This window comes from Archangium sp., assembly GCF_045802675.1.
In the GTDB taxonomy this organism is placed as follows: domain Bacteria; phylum Myxococcota; class Myxococcia; order Myxococcales; family Myxococcaceae; genus Archangium.
Map to the genome: position 1 here is coordinate 46,576 of NZ_JBJMQO010000150.1, position 22,044 is coordinate 68,619.

Below are 22,044 nucleotides of genomic sequence, written 5' to 3' on the forward strand. Positions count from 1 at the left end.
CCCGTGTCTGAACCCACACGGGAAGTGACGAGACCTTCTTCGATTCAACCCGGGGCTCTCGCTCCCCTCACCCCGTCCCTCTCCCGGGGGCGAGGGGAGAGGGCCTCAGAATTCGGCCGAGGCCCTCGGGTCCACGATGCCGCACTCCTTGATCTTGTAGAGCAGCGCCTTGTAGCTGATGCGCAGCTTGCCCGCCGCCCGGCGCTTGTTCCACGCCGTGCGCTGCAGCATCGCCAGGATGGCCTCGCGCTCGGCCAGCATCGCCGCCCGCTTGCCAATGTCCTTCAGCGACATCTCCCCTTCCGGCACGGTCGACGGAGGAGGCGGCGGCTGCGGCACGTCGAACGGGTTCGCGTAGCGCACCGGCGCGGGCACCACCTGGTTGGCCGGCACCTCCGTCGGAGGCACGTTCCCCCGCGCCGGCATCTCCAGCACCTGCACCGAGCCACCCACGCCCGCCACGCTCACCGGCGTCGTCGCCGGGCCCGCGGCCGGCATGCGCAGCGTCGGCGCCGGAGGATCCACGTCCCCGTCTCCCGCATACGAGGTCGGCAGCGAGGGCGCGCTCGCCGGCGTACGGCCTCCGGCTCGCAGCTCGTCCAGCACGAGCGTCGGATCCTTCAGCACGCACAGCCGGCGCACCATGTTCTCCAGCTCGCGCACGTTGCCCGGCCACTCGTACTCCGTGAAGGCCCGCAGCACCTCGGGCGGCAGCTCCGCCACCCCGCTCATGTACTGCCGCCCGTACTTCTTCAGGAAGTGGTCCGTCAGCGGCACCACGTCCTCGGGCCGCTCGCGCAGCGCCGGCAGCCGGATGGCCACCACGTTCAGGCGGTAGAAGAGATCCTCGCGGAAGTTGCCCAGCTCGATCTCCCGCTCCAGGTCGCGGTTGGTCGCCACCACCACGCGGCTGTCCACGCGGACGCTCTTCTTGCCGCCCACCCGGAAGAACTCCTCGTCCTGCAACACCTGCAGCAGCTTGGCCTGCAGGCGGATGGCCATCTCGCCGATCTCGTCCAGGAAGATGGTGCCCTGGTCCGCCAGCTCGAACTTGCCCGGCTTCTCCGCCGTCGCGCCGGTGAAGGCGCCGCGCTCGTGGCCGAAGAGCTCGCTCTCGAGCAGCTCTCCCGGCAGCGCCGCGCAGTTCACCTTGATGAAGGGCCGGTTGCGCCGGTTGCTGCGCGCGTGGACCTCGCGGGCGATGACCTCCTTGCCCGTGCCGGACTCGCCGAGCAGCAGCACCGGCACGTCCGTGTCCGCGATGCGCTCCACCAGCGCGCGCACCCGGCGCATGGCCGCCGAGTGCGAGATGAGGACGCGCTCCGCCCCTCCGTCCTCCTTGGCCGCCGCCGTGCTCGCCACCTGGGCGCCCGCCGGAGCCTGGCGCGCCGGCATGCGGTTGCCCTGGGCCCGGCTCATGGCGTCCTCCAGCTCGTCATTGCTGAAGGGTTTGGACAGGTAATCGCTGGCGCCCATCTTCATGGCGCGCATGGCGTCCTCGGCGCCCGAGAGCGCCGAGAGGACGATGACGGGCGCTCCCCCGCCGGAAGCCCGGTAGCGCCGCAGCACCTCCAGGCCACTCATCTCCGGCATCATCACGTCCAGCAGCACCACGTCGAACGAGCCGCCGGAGAGCATCTCCAGCGCCTGGGAGCCACTCGACGCGCAGCGCACCTGGTACCCCGAGCTGCTCAGCAGCTCGGCGAGGAACGTCCGCACCTGCTCCTCGTCGTCCACCACCAGCACCGCGATCCGATCCATCCCCTCGCCTCCCCTCACCCTGTCCATCTCGACTCACTCCGTGGAACGCCCCCCATATGGGTCCGTTCCTCGTCAAACCGTCAGTCCCACTCCAGCAGCGGCCCGGCGCTCCTCGCGAGCCCTCCGCAAGGCCTGCAGCGCGCCCGTCAGCAGCTGCAACGGAGAACCCACCATGTCCGGGTAGCTCACCGCCCCCAGCGCCAGCGAGGGCCGCAACACCCGCCCCTCCACCTGCAGCCGCGCCAGGGCGAACCGCTCGCTCACACGCGCCATCACGTCCGGCACGCCCTCGGACGGCGTGCCCGGCAGCAGCACGGCGAACTCCTCCTCGCCCACGCGCGCCACCACGTCCGCCTCGCGCACCGTCTGGCCGAACACCACCGCGCTGTAGACGAGCAGCCGCTCGGCCAGCGCCCGCCCGGACTCCTTGCGCAGCGCGCGGAAGTCGTCGAGCGAGCCGGCCACCACCGAGAAGCTGCCGCCGAAGCGCTCGGTGCGGCGGATTTCCAGCGCCATGAGCTCCAGCAGGAAGGTGCGGTTGTAGAGCCCGGTGAGCGGATCATGCAGGGCGGCCGAGCCGGCGTCCTCGGGCAGCATGGCGCGCAGCACCGAGGCCTTCAGGCGCAGCTGGGCGCGCAGCCGGAGCACCAGCTCCTCGCCCGAGCCGCTGCGCGCGACCATGTCCACGCTCAGCCCCTTGTCCAGGCAGTAGCGCCAGGTGTCCGGGTCCCCCGGGTCCACCAGGTACACCATGGGCACCGCACCCCGGCCCATCTGCCGCAGCCGCCGCGCCACGCTCATGGCCGCGTAGTCCGGAGGCTGGGCCGCCAGCACCACCGCGTCCGGGCGGATGGCCTCGAACAGCGGGCCCGCCGCGTCGAAGCGCGTCACCGGCACCACCCGGAAACCCGCCTCGCCGAGCGCCACGCGCGTGCGCTCCAGGTCACTTGCCCGCGGCTCCACCACCAGAACCGTCAGCGGCTGATCCGCCCTCTTGAACTTCCGCCTCAACGCCACCGTGCCCCCCGTCCGGCCAGAACCTTTTTCCGCATCGTTCCTCCGGCGTACTTCCCAGGTTTACAGTCCCACTCCACCCCGTCCCTCTCCATCCCCTTGTTTTTCCTGGGGTTGGGTAGGGACTTACTCCCCGTGGTCACTGGAAGGAGCAACCGACGTGCCACCTTTTGCCCGCCGGAGGCACGCTTCGACCTCCGCCTCGTCCAGCCGGAGCTTGAAGGTGTCCTGGCCGTCGATGATGACCACCGGGATTTCATACCGCCAGGCACTGAAGAGGGCGGGATCGGCACGGATGTCCTCTTCCACCAGCTCGAAGGGGATGCGTTGACGCACCCGCTCCAGCACTTCCTTGGCCTGGTCGCAGAGGCAACAGTTCGGTTTCGAGTAGAGTCGGACAATCATTCGGCAGAAGGATGTGACGTCATGCGCGGCCTGTCAGGTGACTTCTCGACGATGCCGTTGAAGGATCTCGTCGCGTACCTCGGCAGCCGGCGCGCCTCCGGAACGCTGAGGGTCATGCGGGCGGGCGTGCGCAAGCTCATCCTCGTGCGCCAGGGCCAGGTGGTGAGCGCCAGCTCCAACCAGCCGCGCGAGTTCCTCGGACAGTTCCTCATCAACACGGGGCACCTGACGGAGGAGCAGTTCAGCAAGGCGTACGCCACCCAGCGCGAGACGCGCGTGCCGCTGGGGAAGATCCTGGTGATGACGGGGCATGTGTCCGAGCAGACGGTGCGGGGCACGCTGAACCTGAAGTTCCGCGAGACGCTGCTGGACATGTTCCGCTGGGAGGAAGGCGAGTTCTCCTTCGACGCGGGCGCGGTGCCGGAGGTGGAGGGAGTGGACGCGCGGGTGGACCTGACGGACGTGCACCGCGAGGGCGAGTTCCGCGAGACGGCGTGGCAGGCCATCCGGGGGGCGTTCCCCTCGGGGAACCTGTACCTGACGGTGGACGAGGGCCGGCTGCCGGAGCCGCCCAGGCCGGGCACGCTGGACGCGCGGCTGGTGAAGCGCATCCGCGAGGGGCTGAGCATCGACGAAATGGCGAAGGTGCTGCATGCCTCGGACTTCCTGGTGTACCAGAGGCTGTACGCGCTCTACCGGCTGGAGGCGGTGAAGGTGCAGAGCACGCCGCCCGCGGGGCGACAGCGGCCGCCGCCGTCCGACGACGAGGGCGAGGCGCAGGTGGTGGACGTGGACGTGATTGGCGCCGAGTCCCCCACGGCCGAGGTGGTGCAGGCGGCGCAGTCCTTCCTGGAGAACGGCAACTTCCGGGACGGCGAGGCGCTGGCGCGGCGGGCGCACGAGATGGGGGCCTCGCCGGAGACGGAGGCGCTGCTGCGCTCGGCGGAGGCGGCGCTGTTGGGAGCGCTGCGCCGGGAGCTGCTGGACAAGCCGCAGGTACCCTCGCTGCTGGTGTCGGCGGCGCAGCTCAAGACGATGCAGCTCAGCTCGCCCGAGCGCTACCTGCTCTCGCGCATCGACGGCAAGCGCGACCTGGGCTCCATCATCGGCCTGTCGCCGCTCAAGGAGCTGGACGCACTGAAGTACCTCCAGGGCTTCGTGGACAACGGGATGGTGAAGCTCACCCCGCGGTGAGCCCACCGCGGCTCAGTAGTCCACGTCATCGAGCTCGTTGTAGGGCTGGCCCGCGGAGATGAGCTCACCACTGGCGGTCACGCGATCCACGGTGGCGATGGACCAGCAGTCCGGCGTGGGATCCCCGTCGATGTTGGCCGCCGCCGCGCCGATGAAGACACCGGGATCCGTGGGTGCCGCCCCAAGCGAACGCGTGACGCCCAGGCCCGCGCGGGTGCCATCCGGCAGCGTCGCGGTCGTGAGCGGACAGCCCGTCTGCGCGAAGGTCTCGAAGGTGCCCCGGTATCTGCCACTGGCCGGATCCGCGGCGATGATCGAGTGGGACGGCATGGGAGTCACCGAGCCCCGGCGCTCCACGGCCGTCAGCACGCGCCCGGTGGGGGCCGCCAAGTACGTGTAGCGGTTGTGCAGCTCCGGCGCGAACCCCAACTGCCCCAGGTCTTCGGAATAGGAGTCCTTCTCCTGGTACCACGCCCGCTCCCAGGTGAAGAGGGCCTTGAGGTTCGCCCTGGCCTCGTTGGGGGGAGGCCCCATGGGCCCAGACAGGCGCCGCAGGACCATCACCCCGGCCGTGCCGACGAACGCCACCACCCCGAGTCCCAACAGCAGCCACTGCACGGCTCGAGGTTCCTGCGCGGTCCTGGACTCCATGCGTCTCCCCCCCGCGGACGAGCCGAGACCCTAGCGCATTGCCTATAGCTTCCACACGACACTACCCGGGGAGTCCCCGCCGGGAGTGAACCGCCGCGGTTGACGTTCCGCCGCTCGTTGGAATAGGCCGCTGCCGCCCACTCAGGAGGGGGCACTCATGAAGCGTTCGATTCTGGTGTGCGTCACGGCCGTTGCGCTCGCGGGCTCTGCCTGGGCGCAGGACAAGGAGCAGCAGCCCGCGGGACAGGCTCCCGCGATGGACATGTCGAAGATGGGCCCGGAGGCGCGCAAGCCCACCAACGAGGCGAAGACGAAGAAGGAGGTCCAGGACTTCTTCAAGAAGATGGAGGACATGCACAAGACGGCCACCGTGGAGGACATGGCCGCGGCGGTGGACTTCCCGGTCTACATGGCGACCGACGACCTCAAGGGCGTGCCCGAGGCGAGGGAGTTCAGCCGCGAGGAGTATGTCGCGATGATGAAGCCCGCCTTCGAGCACATGCCGAAGGACATGAAGATGACCCACAAGCCGACGATCACCGTCCTCTCGGACTCGCTGGTGAGCGTGACCGACGAGGTCACGACGACCATGGGCAAGCAGAAGATGACCAGCCGCAACGGCGGCCTGCTCGTGAAGCGCGACGGCCAGTGGAAGTGGAAGGCGATGGTCGAGGCAGGCTGGGGCGGAATGCAGCCCCCGGGCGCCAACAGCGGCTCCCAGATGCCTTCCGAGCCCAAGAAGTAGGCCGCTCAGGGCCGCGTCATCGCCGCCTTGGTGCCCGGCGTGGCGGCGGGCGTTCCGGCGACCTCCTCGGCGGGCTCCTCTTCCGAGGACTCCTCGTCCGCGGGGGTCTCCTCGGCGGGCGTGGCCTCGTCCTTCGCGGGAGCCACGGAGCCCGGGGGCAGCCGCGCCAGGCCCAGCCGCATGGCCTCGCGGCCGAGCCAGGTGGCCCGGATGCGCCAGATGGGCTCGTTGACGATGAGCGCCGCCACCGCCACCTTCGGGTTGTCCTTGGGCGCGAAGCCCACGAACCACGAGTAGTCCCGGAAGGGCGCGCGGTCCGCCAGCGTCCCCGTCTTGCCCACCGCTCCCGGCACGCCCATGCCCCGCTCGCGGAAGATGCGGCGCGCGGTCCCCTTCGTCACCGTCGCCTCCATCATCGTCGTCAGGTCGCGCGCCACCTCGGGAGACAGCACCCGCTCACCGGCCTGGGGCGGCGTGTTCGCCACCGGCTCGAAGAGCACGGGGTCCTTCCAGAGGCCCTGGTTCGCCGCCACGCACGCCAGCAGCGCGCCGTGCATTGGCGACATGTACACGTCCCCGAAGCCCGCGCCCGTCTGGGCGAAGCGGAACTCGTCCCCCTCCGGCACGGACGCCAGCGACACGTCCATGGGCACCGGGAAGGAGATCTCCCGGTTGAAGTGGAAGCGGGCCGCGGCGCGCTTGAGCGCATCCGGCGACAGGTAGCGGTGCGTCAGCTTGGCGAAGATGACGTTGGCGCTCTTGCCCATCGCCTCGGCCAGCGAGTGGCACTGGCTGTCGCGCGAGCTGTCCTCCAGCAGCTTCTCGGACAGGCGCCGCTTGCCGCCATGGAAGCACGTCTCGTCCATGGGGGTGACACCGGCCTCGAGCAGCGCCGAGCCGGTGATGATCTTGAAGACGCTCGCGGCGGGGAACACCGCGCGCGTGGTCAGCCCGCGCAGGCCCGGCTGCGCCTGCGAGTGCTCGGCCATGGCCAGCACGCGGCCCGTGGAGGGCTCCAGCACCACCACCGCGCCGTAGGGCACGCGGTAGTCCTGGAGGATGCGGGTGAGCTGCGACTGGAGCGTCGGGTCGATGGTCAGCGGCACATCGCCCTGGGGGCCCGGCACCACCAGCCGCCCCTTCGCGTCCTTCTTCGCCCGGGCGAGCACGTCCTGCTTCGCCGACAGCCCACGCAGGTGGGCCATGGGCGGATCCTGCTCGCGCGAGGGCACCGGCACGGGCGGCACGAGCCCCAGCATCACCCCCGCGTCGGAGCCGCCCGCCTGCCCGGCGACCTGGGAGTCAGGCGTCCCGGCATCCTGCTGGAGCGCGGCCTCGGCGGTGGGCGCCGTGCCCTCCTGGGTACTCCCCTCGTCCGCGCCGACGAGCAGGAGGAACAGCGGGAGGAGCAGCGTGGCGGGAAGGGCTCGGGAGAGCGTCATGCGGACCCGTCGCGCGGGTGGGGGGTGGGGGGGTCAGCATGGTACCCGCCCCCGGCAAGACGTCCATTCCGCTGTGTGGGTTCCCCTGGAGGGCAAGAATCCTGGCGAGCCCCACCTGGGCCCGATAGGGTCCACCCGCCTTGAACGTATTGAATGAGACCGCAGTGATTTGGAGCGCCGAGTGCCGCCGCACGTTGCGCAGTGCGCGCGCGGTGGTGCTGCTCGGGCTCTATGGACTGTTCGCCCTGCTGGTGCTGCTGGTGGGCGCCCTGGTGCGCTCCTGGCTCCAGCAGGTGATGGCCCAACAAGCCGGAGGCATGCTCCCGCCCTCCGAGGAGATACCCACCCTGGTGGTGGTGGTCTTCTACCTGGGCATCTTCTTCCTGCCCGCCTACGTGGCGCTGATGGGGTTCGATCAGCTCAGCGGCGAGGTGGGCCCGCGCTCCATGCGCTACCTCACCGTGCGCGCCCGCCGCTCGTCGGTGCTACTGGGCAAGTTCCTCGCGCAGACCACCCTCCTGCTGACGCTGGTGCTCGGGTTGGACCTCATCCTGTGCGTCTATGCGTGGCTGTCGACGCCGGGCTTCGGCTTCGGCGCCTTCGCCCTCAACCTGATGCGCTTCTGGGTGGGGACGTTCGTGTTCGCCCTGGCCTTCCTCGCGCTCACCGCGCTGTGCTCCAGCATCACCTCCACCCCCTCGGTGAGCCTGGTCACCAACTTCATCTGCATCATGGCCGCCTTCGGCCTGTGGCTGGCGGGCCTGTGGCTCGGCCGCGACGAGGGCCACCCGCTGCAGTACATGCGCTACCTGTCGCCCATGAACTACTGCACGAAGCTGCTGGATCCGGAGGCCCTGCAGTTCGGCGCGAGCGCCCTGGCCTATGTCGTCTTCGCGCTGCTCTTCCTGGGCGGTGCCTACGCCGCGCTGCGCACGAGGGACCTGTGAGCGAGCTGGCCATCGAACTCGTCGACCTCACCAAGCACTTCGGCGCCGCGCGGGCGGTGGACGGCGTGAGCTTCACCGTGCAGCGCGGCCAGGTGTATGGCCTCATCGGCCCCAACGGCGCCGGCAAGACGACCACCTTCTCCATGATGTGCGGCTACCTCCACCCCACCAGCGGCACGGTGCGGGTGATGGGGGTGAACCCATCCGTGGATGGGGCCCTCAAGGGCCGGCTCGGCGTGCTGCCCCAGGACGCGCTGCTGCCCGACGGCTGGAAGGTGGGGCCGCTGCTCACCTACTGGGCGCGGCTGGGTGGCCTGCCCCAGCCCGAGCAGGAGGCGCGCGGGGCGCTCGAGAAGGTGGGCCTGATGGAGGCCTGGGGCGTGGGGACGCACGCGCTGTCGCACGGCATGGCCAAGCGCGCGGCCCTGGCGCAGGCCATCATGGGCAGGCCGCCGCTGGTGCTGCTCGACGAGCCCACCGCCGGGTTGGATCCCCGCATCGCCAACCAGGTGCGTCAGGTCATCCGCGACATGCGCGGCCAGAGCACGGTGGTGGTCTCCAGCCACAACCTCCAGGAGCTGGAGCAGTTGTGCGACGCGGCGGCCATCCTCGACCGGGGCAAGGTGGCCCAGGCCGGCACCATGGCCGAGCTCACCAGCCAGGCCGCCGAGTTCCGCGTCCAGGTGGCGCGGGGCACCGTCATCGTCCCGGAGCTGCAGGCCCTGCCCGGCGTCACCTCGGCGCGCATGGAGGGCGAGACGCTCCTGCACGTGCGCTTCGACGGCCAGACGCACAAGCCCGAGGAGGTCATCAGCCGGGTGGTGGGTCATCTGCTGCAGACGGGGGTGCTCATCCTCGGCGTGTCGCGGGGCCAGCGGCTGGAGGAGCGGGTGCTTCAGCTCACCTAGGAGCACGGGGTGCCAGGCCTCCGGGGCCGGAAATAAATGCCTCGGGAAATCCCGGGTGAAACTCCGGAGCGGCTCGTGTCACCAGTGGGCTGATGGAGCCCCGTCCCCTCTCATGCCCCTCCGCCCGCCTTGCGGACCCAGGCCACCCAGGCCGTGCCGCGCCGTTCCAGGCCGAGCAGGGCATGGCCGGTGGCCTCGCACCACGCGGGGAGGTCCTGCTGGACGCCCGGGTCCGTGGCCACGAGCTCCACGAGCGCTCCCGGCCCGAGCCGGCGCACCGCCTTGGCGATCTCCAGGATGGGAACGGGGCAGTACGTCCCCGAAGCGTCCACGCGCACGTCCGGCTGCATGGCCCGAGTGTAGGCTCGGAGCGGGCGTCGGGCCGGGGGAATTTTCGAGAAAAAGTATTGTGTTTTCGGGGCCCTGGGTGGCGTCTTCACCCATGCCGGGTACGCGTGCTCGCCTTGCGTGCTCGGAACGGGCTCTGTTATCTACCCGCGCCCTGCTGACTTGACCTAAAGCCCGGGACCGCAGTCGGACCTGACGTACGAGGAGCTGAACAGACTCATGAAACCCAATGTGATCGTGGCCCTGCTGGTGGGCCTGGTGCTGGGATTCGCTTTTGGTGCCGCCTCCAAGGGTGGCAGCCTCACGAGCCCCACCGCTGCCAACAAGCCCGCGGCCGCCGCCGCTGCCGCCAACGCGCCCAAGCCGGGTCCCCGGCCGGTGGACCCCACTGTCTTCAAGGTGCCCATCGACGGCGCTCCCATGCGCGGCAACGCCGACGCGCTCGTCACGCTCGTCGAGTTCTCCGACTACCAGTGCCCGTTCTGCTCGCGCGCGAACGCCACGGTGGATCAGCTCCAGAAGGACTACGGCAACAAGCTGCGCGTGGTCATGAAGGAGAACCCGCTGCCCTTCCACCCGCGCGCCAAGCCGGCCGCGCTGGCCGCCCTGGCCGCCGGTGAGCAGGGCAAGTACTGGGAGTTCCACGACAAGCTCTTCGCCAACAACAAGGCGCTCGAGGACGCGGACCTCGAGAAGTACGCCAACGAGATTGGCCTGAACATCTCCCGCTGGAAGGCCGACATGGCCGACCTCAAGCTGGCCTCCGTCATCGACCGTGACCAGGCGCTGGCCGGCAAGCTCGGCGCCAACGGCACCCCGGCCTTCTTCATCAACGGCCGCTTCCTCTCCGGCGCGCAGCCGCTCGAGAGCTTCAAGGCGCTGATCGACGAGGAGCTGGGCAAGGCCGAGGCCCTCACCCGCTCGGGCACCCCCGCGGACCAGGTGTACGCCGCCGTCCTCGCCAAGGGCGTGGAGGCCGCTCCCAAGGCCGTGCAGCCCGACGCCGCTCCCGCCCAGGCCTACCGCAAGGTGGACGCGCCCGCCGACGCCCCGTCCTTCGGCCCCAAGGACGCCAAGGTGACGATCGTCGAGTGGTCCGACTTCGAGTGCCCCTTCTGCAGCCGCGTCGCCCCGACGCTCAAGCAGATCAAGGAGGCGTACCCCAAGGACGTGCGCGTGGTGTTCCGTCACCAGCCGCTGCCCTTCCACCAGCACGCCAAGGGCGCCGCCGAGGCCGCCGTGGCCGCCCAGGAGCAGGGCAAGTTCTGGGAGATGCACGACAAGCTCTTCGCCAACAACAAGGCGCTGGATCGCGAGTCGCTCGAGAAGTACGCCCAGGAGATCGGTCTGAACGTGGGCCAGTTCAAGGCCGCGCTCGACTCCGGCAAGCTCGGCGCCAAGGTGCAGGCGGACGCCGCCGCCGGTGCCGCGGTGGGCGCCAATGGCACCCCCACCTTCTTCATCAACGGCCGTGAGTTCGTGGGCGCCCAGCCCTTCGAGAACTTCAAGAAGATGATCGAGGAGGAGAAGGCTCGCGCCGAGAAGCTGCTGGCCGCCGGGACCAAGCCGGCCGACCTGTACAACAAGCTGATCGAAGAGGGCCTGAAGCTCAACGGCGCCGCCCCGGCCGAGCCGGCCGTGCAGAACATCGAGGTCGGCACCGCCCCGGTGCTCGGCCCGAAGAACGCGCCCGTCACCATCGTGGCCTTCTCCGACTTCGAGTGCCCCTTCTGCGGCCGCGTGATTCCCACGCTCAAGCAGCTGGAGCAGGACTACAAGGGGAAGATCCGCGTGGCCTTCAAGAACTCGCCGCTGCCCTTCCACCAGAACGCCAAGCCCGCCGCCATGGCCGCCCTCGCCGCCAACGAGCAGGGCAAGTTCTGGGAGATGCACGACAAGCTCTTCGCCAACCAGCGCGCCCTGGACCGCGCCTCGCTCGAGAAGTACGCGCAGGAGATCGGCCTGAACATGAACCAGTTCAAGGCCGCCCTCGACAGCAACAAGTTCGAGGCGCAGCTGAGCGCGGACATGGCCGAGTCCAGCCGCGTGGGCGTCAACGGCACCCCGTCCTTCTTCATCAACGGCCGCTCGGTCGTCGGTGCGCAGCCCATCGATGCCTTCAAGCGCATCATCGATGAGGAGCTGAAGAAGAAGGGCACGGTCGCGGCGGACGCGAAGTAATCCCCGCCCCGCCTGAATGAAAAAGGCTGTCGGACCGAAACGGGTCCGGCGGCCTTTCTCTTTGCGGGCCCTGGGGGAGTGGGGTGCCCTCCCCCACCCCGGACGAGACTCAGGACACGGCGATGGCGTCGATCTCCACCTTGGAGCCGCGGGGCAGCGCGGCCACCTGCACCGTGGCGCGCGCCGGGGGCTCACCGGTGAAGTAGCGGCCGTAGACCTCGTTCACCTTGGTGAAGTCGCCCAGGTCCGTGAGGAAGATGGTGCAGCGCACCACGTGCGAGAAGTCGAGCCCCGAGGCCTTCAGCACCGCGCCCAGGTTCTTCATCACCTGTTCGGCCTGGTCCACCACGTCGCCCTGGACGAGGTTCATCGTCTTCGGGTCGAGCGGAATCTGGCCGGAGAGGAAGGTCATCCTCCCGGCCTCCACCTGCACCGCCTGCGAATAGGGGCCGATCGCCTTGGGCGCGTCGTCGGAGTGCACAATCTTGCGAGCCATGCATTCACCTCGGAGGTGAGGCGGCCAGGAGCGGCCGCGCATCCGCGGCGGCTCTACCACCGAGCCCGCGCCCGGCCAACCCCGCACCCGGCGGGTGCTCGCGCTTTGTCTCATCCCTCCCAGCGGCGCCGCTGGCGCTCAGTGCGAGGCCGTGTCTGGACTCCCCGCGTCAGGCGCCGGGCGTGTCTCGCCCTCCTCCTCCACGCGGGCCACCTCGTGACGCAGCGGGACTTCCTCCGTCCAGGTGCGGCGCTCCACCGCCTTCTTCAGGTGCACCTCCTCGTAGACGACGGGCCGCTTCACCACCTCCACGTCCTCGCGCCACAGGGGGATGAGCTGCTCCATCTCCTGGAAGGCGCTCGAGGTGGCCGCGGCGCTCGCGGCGGAGGATTCGGAGGCGCCCGCGTGCACGGGGAGACGCTCCACCACGAGCTCCTCGCGCCGCACCTCCACGGTGATCTGCTTGAGCTCGGTGCGGACCACCTTGCGCACGCGCACCGCCCCCACGCCCCGCGTGCGCACCCGCGCCAGGGCTTCCTCGCGCGCCAGGGGCACCCGCACGTCGCCCTCCTCCACGCGCATGCCCGGCACCGGCGCCTCGCGCTCGACGGGCTCGTCCGTCCAGACGGAAGTGCGGGCCTGTGCGTCCTGGGCTCCAGAGAGCAGCTCGCGCGGCGCGGACCCCTCGAGCAGCCGCACCTCCCCGTCCCCCACCGTCCCCACGTCACTGCGCGAGACGATGAAGCGCCGGGGCCAGAAGAAGCCGCGCTCCACCACCAACGCGCCCGCCTCGAAACCCACCAGCGTCCCGAGCCGCCCGCCATCCGCCCCTCGCACCTCGAGGCCCGTCCTTAGCTCCTCCGTCCCGTCTGCCATGGCCGTCCGCTCCTCACTTGCCCGTTGTGTCGTGCCTCGTCCCCGCGCCCGTGCGCGCCCGTGACGCCCCCGCCCGTGCCGTCAGTGCAGGTCCTGGTCCCGGTGTCCCACGTCCTCGCCCGCACCGGGCCGCGGGTTTCCCGCCCGCCGCCCCGTGAGCACCTCGCGCCAACGGGGCCGGGAGGGTGCGCCGGACCCGGCCACCGCGTCCCCTCTCGACAGGCGACGGCCCGCTCCGGAATGCGCCCACGGCGCCGCCACGCGTCCGGCGAGCTGCGCCCGTCCCAGCGCCGCGCCCGTCACCGCGCCCACCACCACCGCGAGCCCGCTCCACCCCGGCTCCGGCAACACGCCCACGCTGCTCGGCCCCACGAGCGCCGCCAGCAGCAGCGCGCCCGCCGAGGCCAGCAGCCCGTGCAGGTACGCCTCGCGGATACCGTGCTCGCCCGACGCACATGCCCCCGCCCACGACGCCAGCCCCGCGGCCAGCAGCGGCGCCACCACCCACCACACCCGGAGCCCGAGCCCGGGCACTCCTTCCCGCGTGAGCGCCCCCGGCACGTCCCCGAAGCGCAGGAGCACCAGCCACACGGCCGCCCCCAACAGCGCGCCCGTGGCCACCGCGCCCCAGCGCACGCCGGGGAGGGGCTGGAAGGGTTTGCGATGCGTCTCGTCCATGGTGCCTCTCCTCGCTTGGGGGTGCCTGCCCAGGAGCATGTGCAGCATGCGTCCGGGCCGCAGCACGCCTCCGGCGGCCGTGCCTCGCCACACCGGGCGGGCAGGCGTACGGAGAGGGGGGTTCTTCCCTTGGGGGACAGGCTTGCGAGCGAGGCCGCGTATACCCTCACCCCGACCCTCTCCCGGGGGAGAGGGAGGGGGGCGCACAGCTAGATGCGCTCGACGGAGTAGACGCCTGGCAGACGCTCGATGGTGCGCATCAGGTCCGTGAGCTGCTTGAGGTCGGAGATGGTGACCTCGAACGTGTTCACCGCCCGGTCATCCCCCGTCGCCCGGCAGTTCGCCTGCGAGATGTTCACACCCTTCTTCGAAAAGGTGTTGGAGATGTCCGCCAGCAGGCCCGTCCGGTCCGCCGTCAGCACGCGCAGGGTGACGGGCCGCTTGAAGTCGCCGCGCACGTCCCACGACACGTCCACGCGCCGCTCGGGATCCGTCGCCAGCGCCTTGTCGCAGCCCACCGTGTGCACCGTCACGCCCCGCCCACGGGTGATGAAGCCCGCGATCGGATCTCCCGGCACCGGGTTGCAGCACCGCCCGAAGCGCACCAGCACGTCGTCGACGCCGCCGATCTGCACCCCGCTGCTGTTCTGCTTGCCCACCAGCTTCTTGGCGAAGTCGGTGACCCGCGACAGGCCCGGCAGCATGCTGCTCGCGCCGGACGCGGAGGCCTGGTGGTCCGCCGCGTGCGAGCCCTTGCCGTCTCCCGACGCCGCCAGCTTCTCCGGCGGCACCACCCGGACAATCACCTGGTTGGGCACCACCTTGCCGTAGCCCAGCGCCACCAGCAGGTCGTCCTCCACCCGGTAGCCGAGCTCGTCGCACACCTTCTTCAGCTCGCCGTTCTTCAGCAGCCGGTTGAAGTTGAGCTGGTAGCGCTTGAGCTCGCGCTCGAGCAGCTCGCGGCCCAGCTGCAGGCTCTTCTCGCGCTGCTGCTGCTTGATGAAGCCGCGGATGCGCTGCTGCGCGCGGCTCGTCTTGACGAAGGTGAGCCAGTCCTTGGACGGGTGCGCCTGGGGGCTGGTGAGCACCTCCACCGTGTCCCCGTTCTTCAGCTTGTAGCGCAGCGGGACGATCTTCCCGTTCACCTTGGCGCCCACGCACCGCCCACCCACGTCCGAGTGGATGGCGTAGGCGAAGTCCACCGGCGTGGCCCCTCGCGGCAGGCTGCGCACGTCGCCCTTGGGCGTGAAGACGAAGACCTCGTCGGTGAAGAGGTCCACCTTCACCGTCTCCAGGAACTCCTTGGGGTCCTTGAGGTCCTGCTGCCACTCCATGAGCTGGCGCAGCCAGGCGAACTTCTCGTCGTCCTTGCTGACCGAGAGCGCCTTGCCCTCCTTGTACGCCCAGTGCGCCGCGATGCCCTCCTCGGCCACCTTGTGCATGTCCGGGGTGCGGATCTGCACTTCAATCCGCTCGCCCAGCGGCCCCACCACCGTCGTGTGGAGCGACTGGTACATGTTGGGCTTGGGGATGGCGATGAAGTCCTTGAAGCGCCCCGGCACCGGCTTCCACAGCTGGTGCACCAGGCCCAGCGCCTCGTAGCAGCTGGGCACCGCGGGCATGATGATGCGGAAGGCGATGATGTCGTGGATCTGCTCGAACTCGATCCCCTGCGACTTCATCTTCTTGTAGATGCTGTAGACGTGCTTGAAGCGGCCACTCACGTCGCCCTTCAGCCCGCGCTCCTCCAGCTTGCTCTGGACGAGGGAGCTCACGTCCTCGATGTACTTCTCGCGCTCCTTCTTGCGCTTGTTGAGCTTGTCCTGCAGCGCGAGGAAGTCCTGGGGCTTGACGTAGCGGAAGGACAGGTCCTCCAGCTCGGTCTTGATCCAGCTGATGCCCAGGCGGTTGGCCAGCGGGGCGTAGATGTCCAGGGTCTCCTGGGCAATGCGCCGCTGCTTCTCCTCGGACATGTGGTCCAGGGTCCGCATGTTGTGGGTGCGGTCCGCCAGCTTCACCAGGATGACGCGGATGTCCTGCGCCATCGCGATGATCATCTTGCGGAAGTTCTCCGCCTGCTTCTCCTCCTGGGAGAGCGTGGCGGAGGCGGAGAACTTGGACAGCTTCGTCACCCCGTCGACGAGTTGGGCGACCTCCGGGCCGAAGAGCTCGGTGAGCTCCTCGGCCGTGGCGAGAGTGTCCTCGATGGTGTCGTGCAGCAGGCCGGTGACGATGGACGCTTCGTCCAGCTTCAACTCGGCGAGGAGCCCGGCGACCTCGAGCGGATGGATGAGGTAGGGCTCACCCGACTTGCGTAGCTGGCCCTGGTGCACCTTGGCCGAGTAGACGTACGCCTTCTTGATGATGTCCAGATCGGGGTCCGGGTGATAGGAGGCAACCCGCTGGAGGATGTCGTTGAGGCGGATCATCGAAGCGTCAGCAATGGTAACTGCCGCCCCCTGGGGGGGCAACGTCGCAACCTCGGGATTCGCTCGGGATGCGCTTTCGTTGACCCCATGTCTCGCCCACTCCTAGAGTCGCCCTGCCCATGTCACAGCTCCTGCTGTCAGCTCTCGCCGTGGTCTGCCCGAACTGTGACGGCCACAATCCGCCTCGGGCGGAGGTGTGCGCGAGCTGTGGTACCTCGCTGAGCGAGGCGCCGGCCACGTCCAAGCCGCCCCCCTCCCAGAGCACGCCCGCCTCCCCCTCGGCCAGGCCCGTCTCCGGCTCGCCCCGGACGCCCGGAGGCGCTGCCCCGCCCGGTCTGCGTCCGGCCTCGCGGACCCCGGCCCCCGTCGCCTCGGCCGGGGGCATCCCCCTGGCGGCCCGTCCTCCCCAACCGGGAGTCGCCGCCCCCCGCTCGCCCGCCGCGCCCCTGACGCGCCCCACCGGAGCGCCGCCCCCCGCTCCGCCCCTGTCCGCCCCGCCCGTCACGGCGTCCAAGCCGGCCGCCGTGCCCGCGTCGGGAGCCCGGCCCGCTCCGGCCGCCTCGCGCTTCGGACTGGCCGTCGTCGCCGGCGCCGCCCGGAGCCAGCGCTTCAAGCTGCCCGTCACCGGCTGCACCGTGGGCCGCACCCGGGGTGCCATCCTCTTCGCGGACGATGTCTTCGTCTCCGCCCAGCACGCCACCTTCCTCATCAAGGATAACGTGCTGCATGTCCGGGACGAGTCCAGCGCCTCGGGCGTCTACGTCACCATCCCGGGCACCGAGACGCTGCCGCCCCTCTCCTTCTTCAGTATCGGCCAGCGCTTGTTCCGCTTCCTCGGCAAGCTCGAGGCCCCGCCGCCGCTCGCCGGACGCCCCACCGTCTACGGCGCCCCGGTGCCCCCGGGTCAGGGCGTCTACGGCGTGGAGGAGGTGCTGGTGGGAGGCCGCGCCGGCCGGACGGTGGTGACGTCCGCCCCGCTGCTGACCATCGGCCAGGCCAACTGCGACTTCAGCTACCCCCAGGAGGAGGGGCTGGCCGGCCGCCACTGCGAGCTGAGCTTCACCGCCGCCGGGGCCCAGTTGAGGGATTTGTCCGGAGGCCTCGGCACCTTCGTGCGCATCCCCTCCGGGGTGGACCGGCCACTGCGCTCCGGGGACCGGGTGCGCCTGGGCCAGCACCTCGTGCAGGTGGAGCTGGTGGGCTGAGCGGAACGCGCCGCCCGGCCCATCCCCTCGCCCTCCAGGAGAGGGAGAGCACCTTCGATCACTTCCCTGAAGGGGCTTCGCGGATGCCGGCGGCCGAGGCCAGCTGCGGCTCCCTGGACACGAGCGTGCGGGCGGCCTTGGAGTCCGGCTGCTCGCGCAGGTGGCGCTTCCACCAGCCGCGCGCCTCGTCGTGGTTGTCCAGCGCCCAGTACACCTCGCCCAGAATCAGCGCGAACTCGGCGGAGGGCTCCGCGGAGAAGGCGGCGCGGAACTCGGTGGCGGCCAGCGCCAGGTCGCCGCTCTTGTAGGCGGTGTAGCCCGCGAGCCGGTGCTCCTGCGCCTGCCGCGGATCGCGCTGCTTCACCGGCACGTCCTGCTCGTACAGCGGCACGGTGGTGGGAGCGGGCACGTTGGCACCGGACTCCTGTCCCGGAATGGGGGCGTTCTTCGGCGGGACGAAGGGCTTCTCGTGCGTCTGGGTGCGCCAGCTCGTGTACAGCCAGTAGCCGGCCAGCGCGAGCGTCGCCAGCGCCAGGGTGAGGACGAAGGCCTTGAGGAAACCGAAGCCACTGCCCGACTCGGGCACGGTGGACACCATGGCCTCGGTCCGGTCGTGGACCAGGGGAAGGTCGGTGGTGGGCGCCGCGGCGCGCTCGAGGATGGCGGAGCGCTCGGTGGTGGAGCGCTCGAGCGGCAGGGGCACGGGCGCACGCGAGGCGGTGAGCGGCATGGGCCCCGAGCGCTCTCCCCGCTCGGACATGGGCCGGCCCGGAGGCGCCAGCTGCGTGCGCTCCGGGGCGGAGCGGGCCAGGGCGGCGGCACCCGACAGCGGCCGGTGCTCGGGCATGGCGCGCACGGTGGCATCCGCCTCGCCGCCCCAACCCGGGTCGGTGAGATCCGTGCTCAGGCCGTTGGGAGGCGGGGTGGCCTTGCGCGGCAGCGGCGCGAGCACCCCCGCGGTGCCCGGTGCAGGCCGGCGCGCGGGCGGATTGGCGCGGCGCTCGCGCTCCTTGTCCACCGCGAACAGCTCGGCCTTGAAGGCCTCGGCGTCCTGGGGCCGGTCATCCGGGCTCTTGGAGAGCGCCCGCATGATGAGCCGCTCCATGGCGGGGGAGACGCGGATCTCCGGGCGCTTGCGCGAGGGCGGGACGGGCTCCTCGGTGAGGTGCTTGGTGGCGTAGCCCACCGCGGTGTCGGACTCGAAGGGGAGCCGGCCGGTGAGCAGCTGGTAGAGGATGACGCCCACGGCGTACAGGTCCGAGCGGTGGTCCAACGTGGAGCCACGCGCCTGCTCGGGGGACATGTACTCGGGGGTGCCGCACACGAAGCCGGTGCGCGTGAGGGCGGGCCCATCCCCCTCGCTGTCCTGGATCTTCGCGATGCCGAAGTCGAGCACCTTCACGAAGTCCGGCTCGTTGCGGCGCTGCTCCACCATGATGTTCTCGGGCTTGAGATCCCGGTGGATGACGCCGGCGTTGTGCGCGTCGTAGAGGGCGGAGAGCACCTGGCTCACCACGCGGACGATGCGCGCCTCGGGGAGCGGACCCTCCTTGCTGAGCACGGTGTGCAGGTCCTGCCCCGGGACGAACTCCATCGCGATGAAGAGCGCCCCGTCCTCGGTCTGGCCGAAGTCGAGGATGCTGATGGAGTTGGCGTGGTTGAGGCGGCTGGCGGCCTTGGCCTCGCGCTTGAAGCGGGCCACGGTGCGGTCGTCGCCGAGCAGCGTGTGGCGCAGCACCTTGAGCACCACCAGCTTGTCGAGGGCCACCTGGCGGGCGCGGTACACCTTGCCCATCCCGCCCTCACCGATGAGGGCCTCCACCTGGTACTTCTGGGCGATGGTGCGGCCGATATAGTCGTCCACATCCCCGCGCGCGATCGTGGCGCCGCAGGAGGGACAGAGTCTGGAAACTTCACCGGCGTCAGCGCCGCAGCTGGGGCAATGCAAGGGGGCTTCCCGGATGCAGGAATCGGGTGTTGGGCCCCGAACTTCCCACGAGCGTCGGGTCCCCCGCAAGGTGGACGGGCGTTGGACGCGCCATGTTCGCCACCCGCGCAACCCCTCGCGGGGCTTGATATGTACAGCCGTCCGCCATGGCCTACTGCTCCCGCTGCGATGCCGAGAACCCCGACTCCGCCTCCACCTGCCACGCCTGTGGCTCGCCCATGCGCTCGGGCGGGGGCACCATGGTGATGGCCGCGCCGAAGCTGGCCGCCCGCCCCCAGGTGGCCCTGCGCGTGGTGCGAGCCGACGGCGGCCCGGAGTCCGTGGTGCGGATGACCCGGGATGCCCTCACCTGCGGCCCCCAGGGCGACCTGCCCCTCACGGATGACCCCTTCATCATGCCAGTGCAGGCCCGCTTCTTCTTCTCGACGGGACGGCTGGTGGTGGAGGACGTGGGAGGCGCCAACGGCGTGTTCGTGCGCCTGCGCCAGGAGCGGGAGCTGCCTGTGGGCGGCGAGCTGCGCCTGGGCCGGCAGCGGCTGGTGCTCGAGCCCATTCCCGCGGCGGCCGTGGGGCCGGGCGGGGCCCACATCTGGGGCTCGACGGACCCGGGCTACCGGCTGCGGCTGGTGCAGATTCTGGAGGGAGGCCTGCGAGGGGCCGCCTTCCCGCTCAAGGAGGGAGACAACCACCTGGGGCGCGAGCAGGGCGATCTCACCTTCCCCACCGACGGCTTCGTCTCGGGGCGCCACGCGCTCTTGCACGTGAAGCAGGACAGGCTGCGCGTCAAGGACGTGGGCTCCTCCAACGGAACCTTCATCCGGCTGTCCGGCCCCGTCTTCGTGGAGAACGGGGATCACTTCCTCATCGGCCGCCAGCTGCTCCGGGTGGAGATCCAACTGGCGGCCGGCTGAGAGGCGCGGAAGGTCTCACGCGGGCCTGTGCGTGAGGGCCTCCCGCCCCGCTACGGCCTCAGCCGTAGGACTTCTCCTTCTTCTCCTGCTCTTCCTTGCAGCGGATGCACAGCGTGGTCACCGGACGCGCCTCGAGCCGCTTGGGGGAGATCTCCTCCTCGCACCGCTCGCAGATGCCGAAGGTGCCGTCCTCGATACGAGCGAGCGCCCGGTCGATCTTCTGCATGAGGAACTTCTCACGGTCGCGCAGCCGGAACACCATGGACTGGGCGTACTCGGAGGAGGCCTGGTCGATCTCGTCGGGCAGATCGTCGGTGTCGAAGCTGGACTCCTCCACCAGGGTCTTCTTGGCGCTCTCCAGCAGGCTCGTCTTGCTGTCCTCGAGCATCTTCTTGTACCGCTTGAGATCTTTCTGGTTCACAGCCTTAGGCTCCCGTGCTCCGGGGAAAGTGGGCCCTGGTGCGTCGAAAAAAATGGCCGGAAAGCTTTATTCACGCGCGGTCTGATGTCAAGGAGACCCTGACCTACTCATAACAGGCGGCGAGGTCGTACCTCATGAGCGATGCCTCGAAATTCGATCGGGAGTTCCTGCGAGCCGCCCTCTCGCTCGCTGGGAAGGGGGACGTGGACCACTTCCTCTACATCAGCGACGTGCTCATTCCGCCCGAGGACCTGCGCCGGCAGCACGCGAAGCGCAAGCTCGTCTACGCGGTGACGGCGCCGGCGGTGGCGCAGGATTTGTTGAGCAAAAAGCAGCGCGCGCTGGTGATTCCGGCCTACGACTACTCGCGCACCGAGCGGGTGAAGGTGGCGCTCGTGTCGGCCCTGTCCCAGGGGGCGTTCAAGGACGGGGACCTCGTGCTGTGCATGACGGGGAAGCTGGGGCGCTCGCCGGACACGCTGATGCAGATGCGCATTGGCGGCTCGCTGGACGACCGGCTGACGATCGAAGGCGTGAAGCTGGGCGACGAGTTCAACTCGCAGGTGGTGGACGCGCTCATCCAGCTGGCGCTGCAGGTGGGCCAGGAGGGCTTCGAGGGCCACCCGATCGGGACGATCATCACGATTGGCGACCACACGAGCGTGATGGAGAAGAGCCGGCAGATGACGATCAACCCGTTCCAGGGGATCTCGGAATCCGAGCGCAACGTGTTGGATCCGAAGATCCGCGAGGCGATCAAGAACTTCTCGGTGCTGGACGGGGCGTTCGTCATGCGCGAGGACGGGGTGGTGCTGGCGGCGGGCCGCTACCTGTCGGCGTCGGACGAGGCGGTGAAGATTCCGCTGGGCCTGGGAGCGCGGCACGCGGCGGCGGCGAGCATCACGTCGACGACGAAGAGCATCGCGCTGGTGGTGAGCCAGACCTCGGGAGCGGTGAGGCTCTTCAAGGGCGGCAACATCGTGCTGGAGCTGCACCAGACCGCGCGCCGCACGTAGCCAATCACCCCTCGCCGTGGGCCCTCAGCCCACGGTGATGCGGGCGAGCGCCTCGCGCAGGCGCTCGGGCATGGGCGTGGCCTTGCGAGACTGGCGGTCTACGAAGACGTGGACGAAGTAGCCGTGGGCGGCGGCCTGCTCCTCGCCCTCCTTGAAGATGCCGATGCCGTAGGTCACCGAGCGGTTGCCGAGCTTGTCCACGCGCAGGCCCGCGCGGAGCGTGTCCGGGTACGCGAGCGGAGCGCGGTAGGTGCACCGGGACTCGACGACCAGGCCGATGACGGGGCTGGTGACGATGTCCAGGCCGCCCTCGTGGATGAGGTAGTGGTTCGCGATGGTGTCGAAGTAGCTGTAGTAGGTGACGTTGTTGATGTGGCCGTAGACGTCGTTGTCCATCCAGCGGGTGGTGATGGGCTGGAAGTAGCGGTAGCGATCCGCGGTCTCGACTTCGGGCATGGGCGTGGTCTC

Annotated in this window: 21 protein-coding genes; 8 read left to right on the forward strand and 13 right to left on the reverse strand. The window is 70.0% G+C overall.

Annotation, left to right across the window (positions count from 1 at the left end):
- Positions 1–105: 105 nt before the first annotated feature.
- The 3 genes from ACJ8AN_RS41845 to ACJ8AN_RS41855 form a co-directional block, all read right to left on the reverse strand.
- Complete coding sequence (locus tag ACJ8AN_RS41845; protein WP_407761248.1) at positions 106–1,761, reverse strand: sigma 54-interacting transcriptional regulator; 1,656 nt, start codon at positions 1,759–1,761, stop codon at positions 106–108.
- A 72-nt stretch (positions 1,762–1,833) separates the two neighbouring features.
- Complete coding sequence (locus tag ACJ8AN_RS41850; protein WP_407761249.1) at positions 1,834–2,778, reverse strand: GGDEF domain-containing protein; 945 nt, start codon at positions 2,776–2,778, stop codon at positions 1,834–1,836.
- A gap of 123 nt (positions 2,779–2,901) precedes the next feature.
- On the reverse strand, positions 2,902–3,180 hold the full coding sequence (locus tag ACJ8AN_RS41855; RefSeq protein WP_407761250.1) for a glutaredoxin family protein: 279 nt from the start codon (positions 3,178–3,180) through the stop codon (positions 2,902–2,904).
- Positions 3,181–3,201: 21 nt separating this feature from the next.
- On the opposite strand from ACJ8AN_RS41855, the gene ACJ8AN_RS41860 reads away from it, so the two are divergent.
- Positions 3,202–4,374, forward strand: coding sequence for a DUF4388 domain-containing protein (locus tag ACJ8AN_RS41860; protein WP_407761251.1), 1,173 nt, complete (start codon positions 3,202–3,204; stop codon positions 4,372–4,374).
- 12 nt (positions 4,375–4,386) lie between these two features.
- On the opposite strand, the gene ACJ8AN_RS41865 is transcribed toward ACJ8AN_RS41860, so the two are convergent.
- On the reverse strand, positions 4,387–5,025 hold the full coding sequence (locus tag ACJ8AN_RS41865) for a hypothetical protein (protein WP_407761252.1): 639 nt from the start codon (positions 5,023–5,025) through the stop codon (positions 4,387–4,389).
- 157 nt (positions 5,026–5,182) lie between these two features.
- Here ACJ8AN_RS41865 and ACJ8AN_RS41870 point away from each other — a divergent pair, with 157 nt between their 5' ends.
- Positions 5,183–5,770 carry a hypothetical protein gene (locus tag ACJ8AN_RS41870; protein WP_407761253.1) on the forward strand — a complete coding sequence of 196 codons (588 nt, stop codon included), beginning with the start codon at positions 5,183–5,185 and terminating at the stop codon, positions 5,768–5,770.
- Between the two features lie 5 nt (positions 5,771–5,775).
- Here ACJ8AN_RS41870 and ACJ8AN_RS41875 read toward each other — a convergent pair whose 3' ends face one another.
- Positions 5,776–7,212, reverse strand: a complete 1,437-nt coding sequence (locus ACJ8AN_RS41875; protein WP_407761254.1) for a penicillin-binding transpeptidase domain-containing protein — start codon at positions 7,210–7,212, stop codon at positions 5,776–5,778.
- A 164-nt stretch (positions 7,213–7,376) separates the two neighbouring features.
- On the opposite strand from ACJ8AN_RS41875, the gene ACJ8AN_RS41880 reads away from it, so the two are divergent.
- Both ACJ8AN_RS41880 and ACJ8AN_RS41885 read left to right on the forward strand, forming a co-directional pair.
- Complete coding sequence (locus ACJ8AN_RS41880) at positions 7,377–8,159, forward strand: ABC transporter permease subunit (protein WP_407761255.1); 783 nt, start codon at positions 7,377–7,379, stop codon at positions 8,157–8,159.
- Positions 8,156–9,067, forward strand: a complete 912-nt coding sequence (locus tag ACJ8AN_RS41885; protein ID WP_407761256.1) for an ABC transporter ATP-binding protein — start codon at positions 8,156–8,158, stop codon at positions 9,065–9,067. Before ACJ8AN_RS41880 ends, ACJ8AN_RS41885 begins: the two co-directional genes overlap by 4 nt.
- Positions 9,068–9,177: 110 nt before the next feature.
- On the opposite strand, the gene ACJ8AN_RS41890 is transcribed toward ACJ8AN_RS41885, so the two are convergent.
- Positions 9,178–9,417, reverse strand: a complete 240-nt coding sequence (locus tag ACJ8AN_RS41890) for a sulfurtransferase TusA family protein (RefSeq protein ID WP_407761257.1) — start codon at positions 9,415–9,417, stop codon at positions 9,178–9,180.
- A 217-nt stretch (positions 9,418–9,634) separates the two neighbouring features.
- Here ACJ8AN_RS41890 and ACJ8AN_RS41895 point away from each other — a divergent pair, with 217 nt between their 5' ends.
- Positions 9,635–11,596: a DsbA family protein gene (locus ACJ8AN_RS41895; protein ID WP_407761258.1), complete on the forward strand. Its 1,962-nt coding sequence runs from the start codon at positions 9,635–9,637 to the stop codon at positions 11,594–11,596.
- Positions 11,597–11,705: 109 nt separating this feature from the next.
- Here ACJ8AN_RS41895 and ACJ8AN_RS41900 read toward each other — a convergent pair whose 3' ends face one another.
- The 4 genes from ACJ8AN_RS41900 to ACJ8AN_RS41915 form a co-directional block, all read right to left on the reverse strand.
- Positions 11,706–12,092, reverse strand: a complete 387-nt coding sequence (locus ACJ8AN_RS41900) for a RidA family protein (protein ID WP_407761259.1) — start codon at positions 12,090–12,092, stop codon at positions 11,706–11,708.
- Positions 12,093–12,230: 138 nt separating this feature from the next.
- Positions 12,231–12,968 (reverse strand): YsnF/AvaK domain-containing protein, encoded by a 738-nt coding sequence (locus ACJ8AN_RS41905; protein ID WP_407761260.1) that lies wholly within the window; start codon positions 12,966–12,968, stop codon positions 12,231–12,233.
- 81 nt (positions 12,969–13,049) lie between these two features.
- On the reverse strand, positions 13,050–13,646 hold the full coding sequence (locus ACJ8AN_RS41910; RefSeq protein ID WP_407761261.1) for a hypothetical protein: 597 nt from the start codon (positions 13,644–13,646) through the stop codon (positions 13,050–13,052).
- Between the two features lie 209 nt (positions 13,647–13,855).
- On the reverse strand, positions 13,856–16,075 hold the full coding sequence (locus ACJ8AN_RS41915; RefSeq protein ID WP_407761262.1) for a RelA/SpoT family protein: 2,220 nt from the start codon (positions 16,073–16,075) through the stop codon (positions 13,856–13,858).
- 119 nt (positions 16,076–16,194) lie between these two features.
- Here ACJ8AN_RS41915 and ACJ8AN_RS41920 point away from each other — a divergent pair, with 119 nt between their 5' ends.
- Positions 16,195–17,280: an FHA domain-containing protein gene (locus ACJ8AN_RS41920; RefSeq protein WP_407761263.1), complete on the forward strand. Its 1,086-nt coding sequence runs from the start codon at positions 16,195–16,197 to the stop codon at positions 17,278–17,280.
- Positions 17,281–17,338: 58 nt separating this feature from the next.
- Here ACJ8AN_RS41920 and ACJ8AN_RS41925 read toward each other — a convergent pair whose 3' ends face one another.
- Positions 17,339–19,075, reverse strand: coding sequence for a protein kinase domain-containing protein (locus ACJ8AN_RS41925; RefSeq protein WP_407761338.1), 1,737 nt, complete (start codon positions 19,073–19,075; stop codon positions 17,339–17,341).
- A 299-nt stretch (positions 19,076–19,374) separates the two neighbouring features.
- Here ACJ8AN_RS41925 and ACJ8AN_RS41930 point away from each other — a divergent pair, with 299 nt between their 5' ends.
- Positions 19,375–20,139, forward strand: coding sequence for an FHA domain-containing protein (locus ACJ8AN_RS41930; RefSeq protein WP_407761264.1), 765 nt, complete (start codon positions 19,375–19,377; stop codon positions 20,137–20,139).
- 58 nt (positions 20,140–20,197) lie between these two features.
- On the opposite strand, the gene ACJ8AN_RS41935 is transcribed toward ACJ8AN_RS41930, so the two are convergent.
- A complete protein-coding gene (locus ACJ8AN_RS41935) occupies positions 20,198–20,560 on the reverse strand; it encodes a TraR/DksA family transcriptional regulator (RefSeq protein WP_407761265.1) in 363 nt (120 codons plus the stop codon).
- A gap of 134 nt (positions 20,561–20,694) precedes the next feature.
- Between ACJ8AN_RS41935 and ACJ8AN_RS41940 the strand changes: the two genes are divergently transcribed.
- The gene (locus ACJ8AN_RS41940; RefSeq protein WP_407761266.1) at positions 20,695–21,576 is read left to right on the forward strand and encodes a DNA integrity scanning protein DisA nucleotide-binding domain protein; all 882 of its coding nucleotides are present in this window, start codon (positions 20,695–20,697) and stop codon (positions 21,574–21,576) included.
- A gap of 24 nt (positions 21,577–21,600) precedes the next feature.
- On the opposite strand, the gene ACJ8AN_RS41945 is transcribed toward ACJ8AN_RS41940, so the two are convergent.
- A complete protein-coding gene (locus ACJ8AN_RS41945) occupies positions 21,601–22,032 on the reverse strand; it encodes an acyl-CoA thioesterase (RefSeq protein ID WP_407761267.1) in 432 nt (143 codons plus the stop codon).
- Between the last annotated feature and the right edge of the window lie 12 nt (positions 22,033–22,044).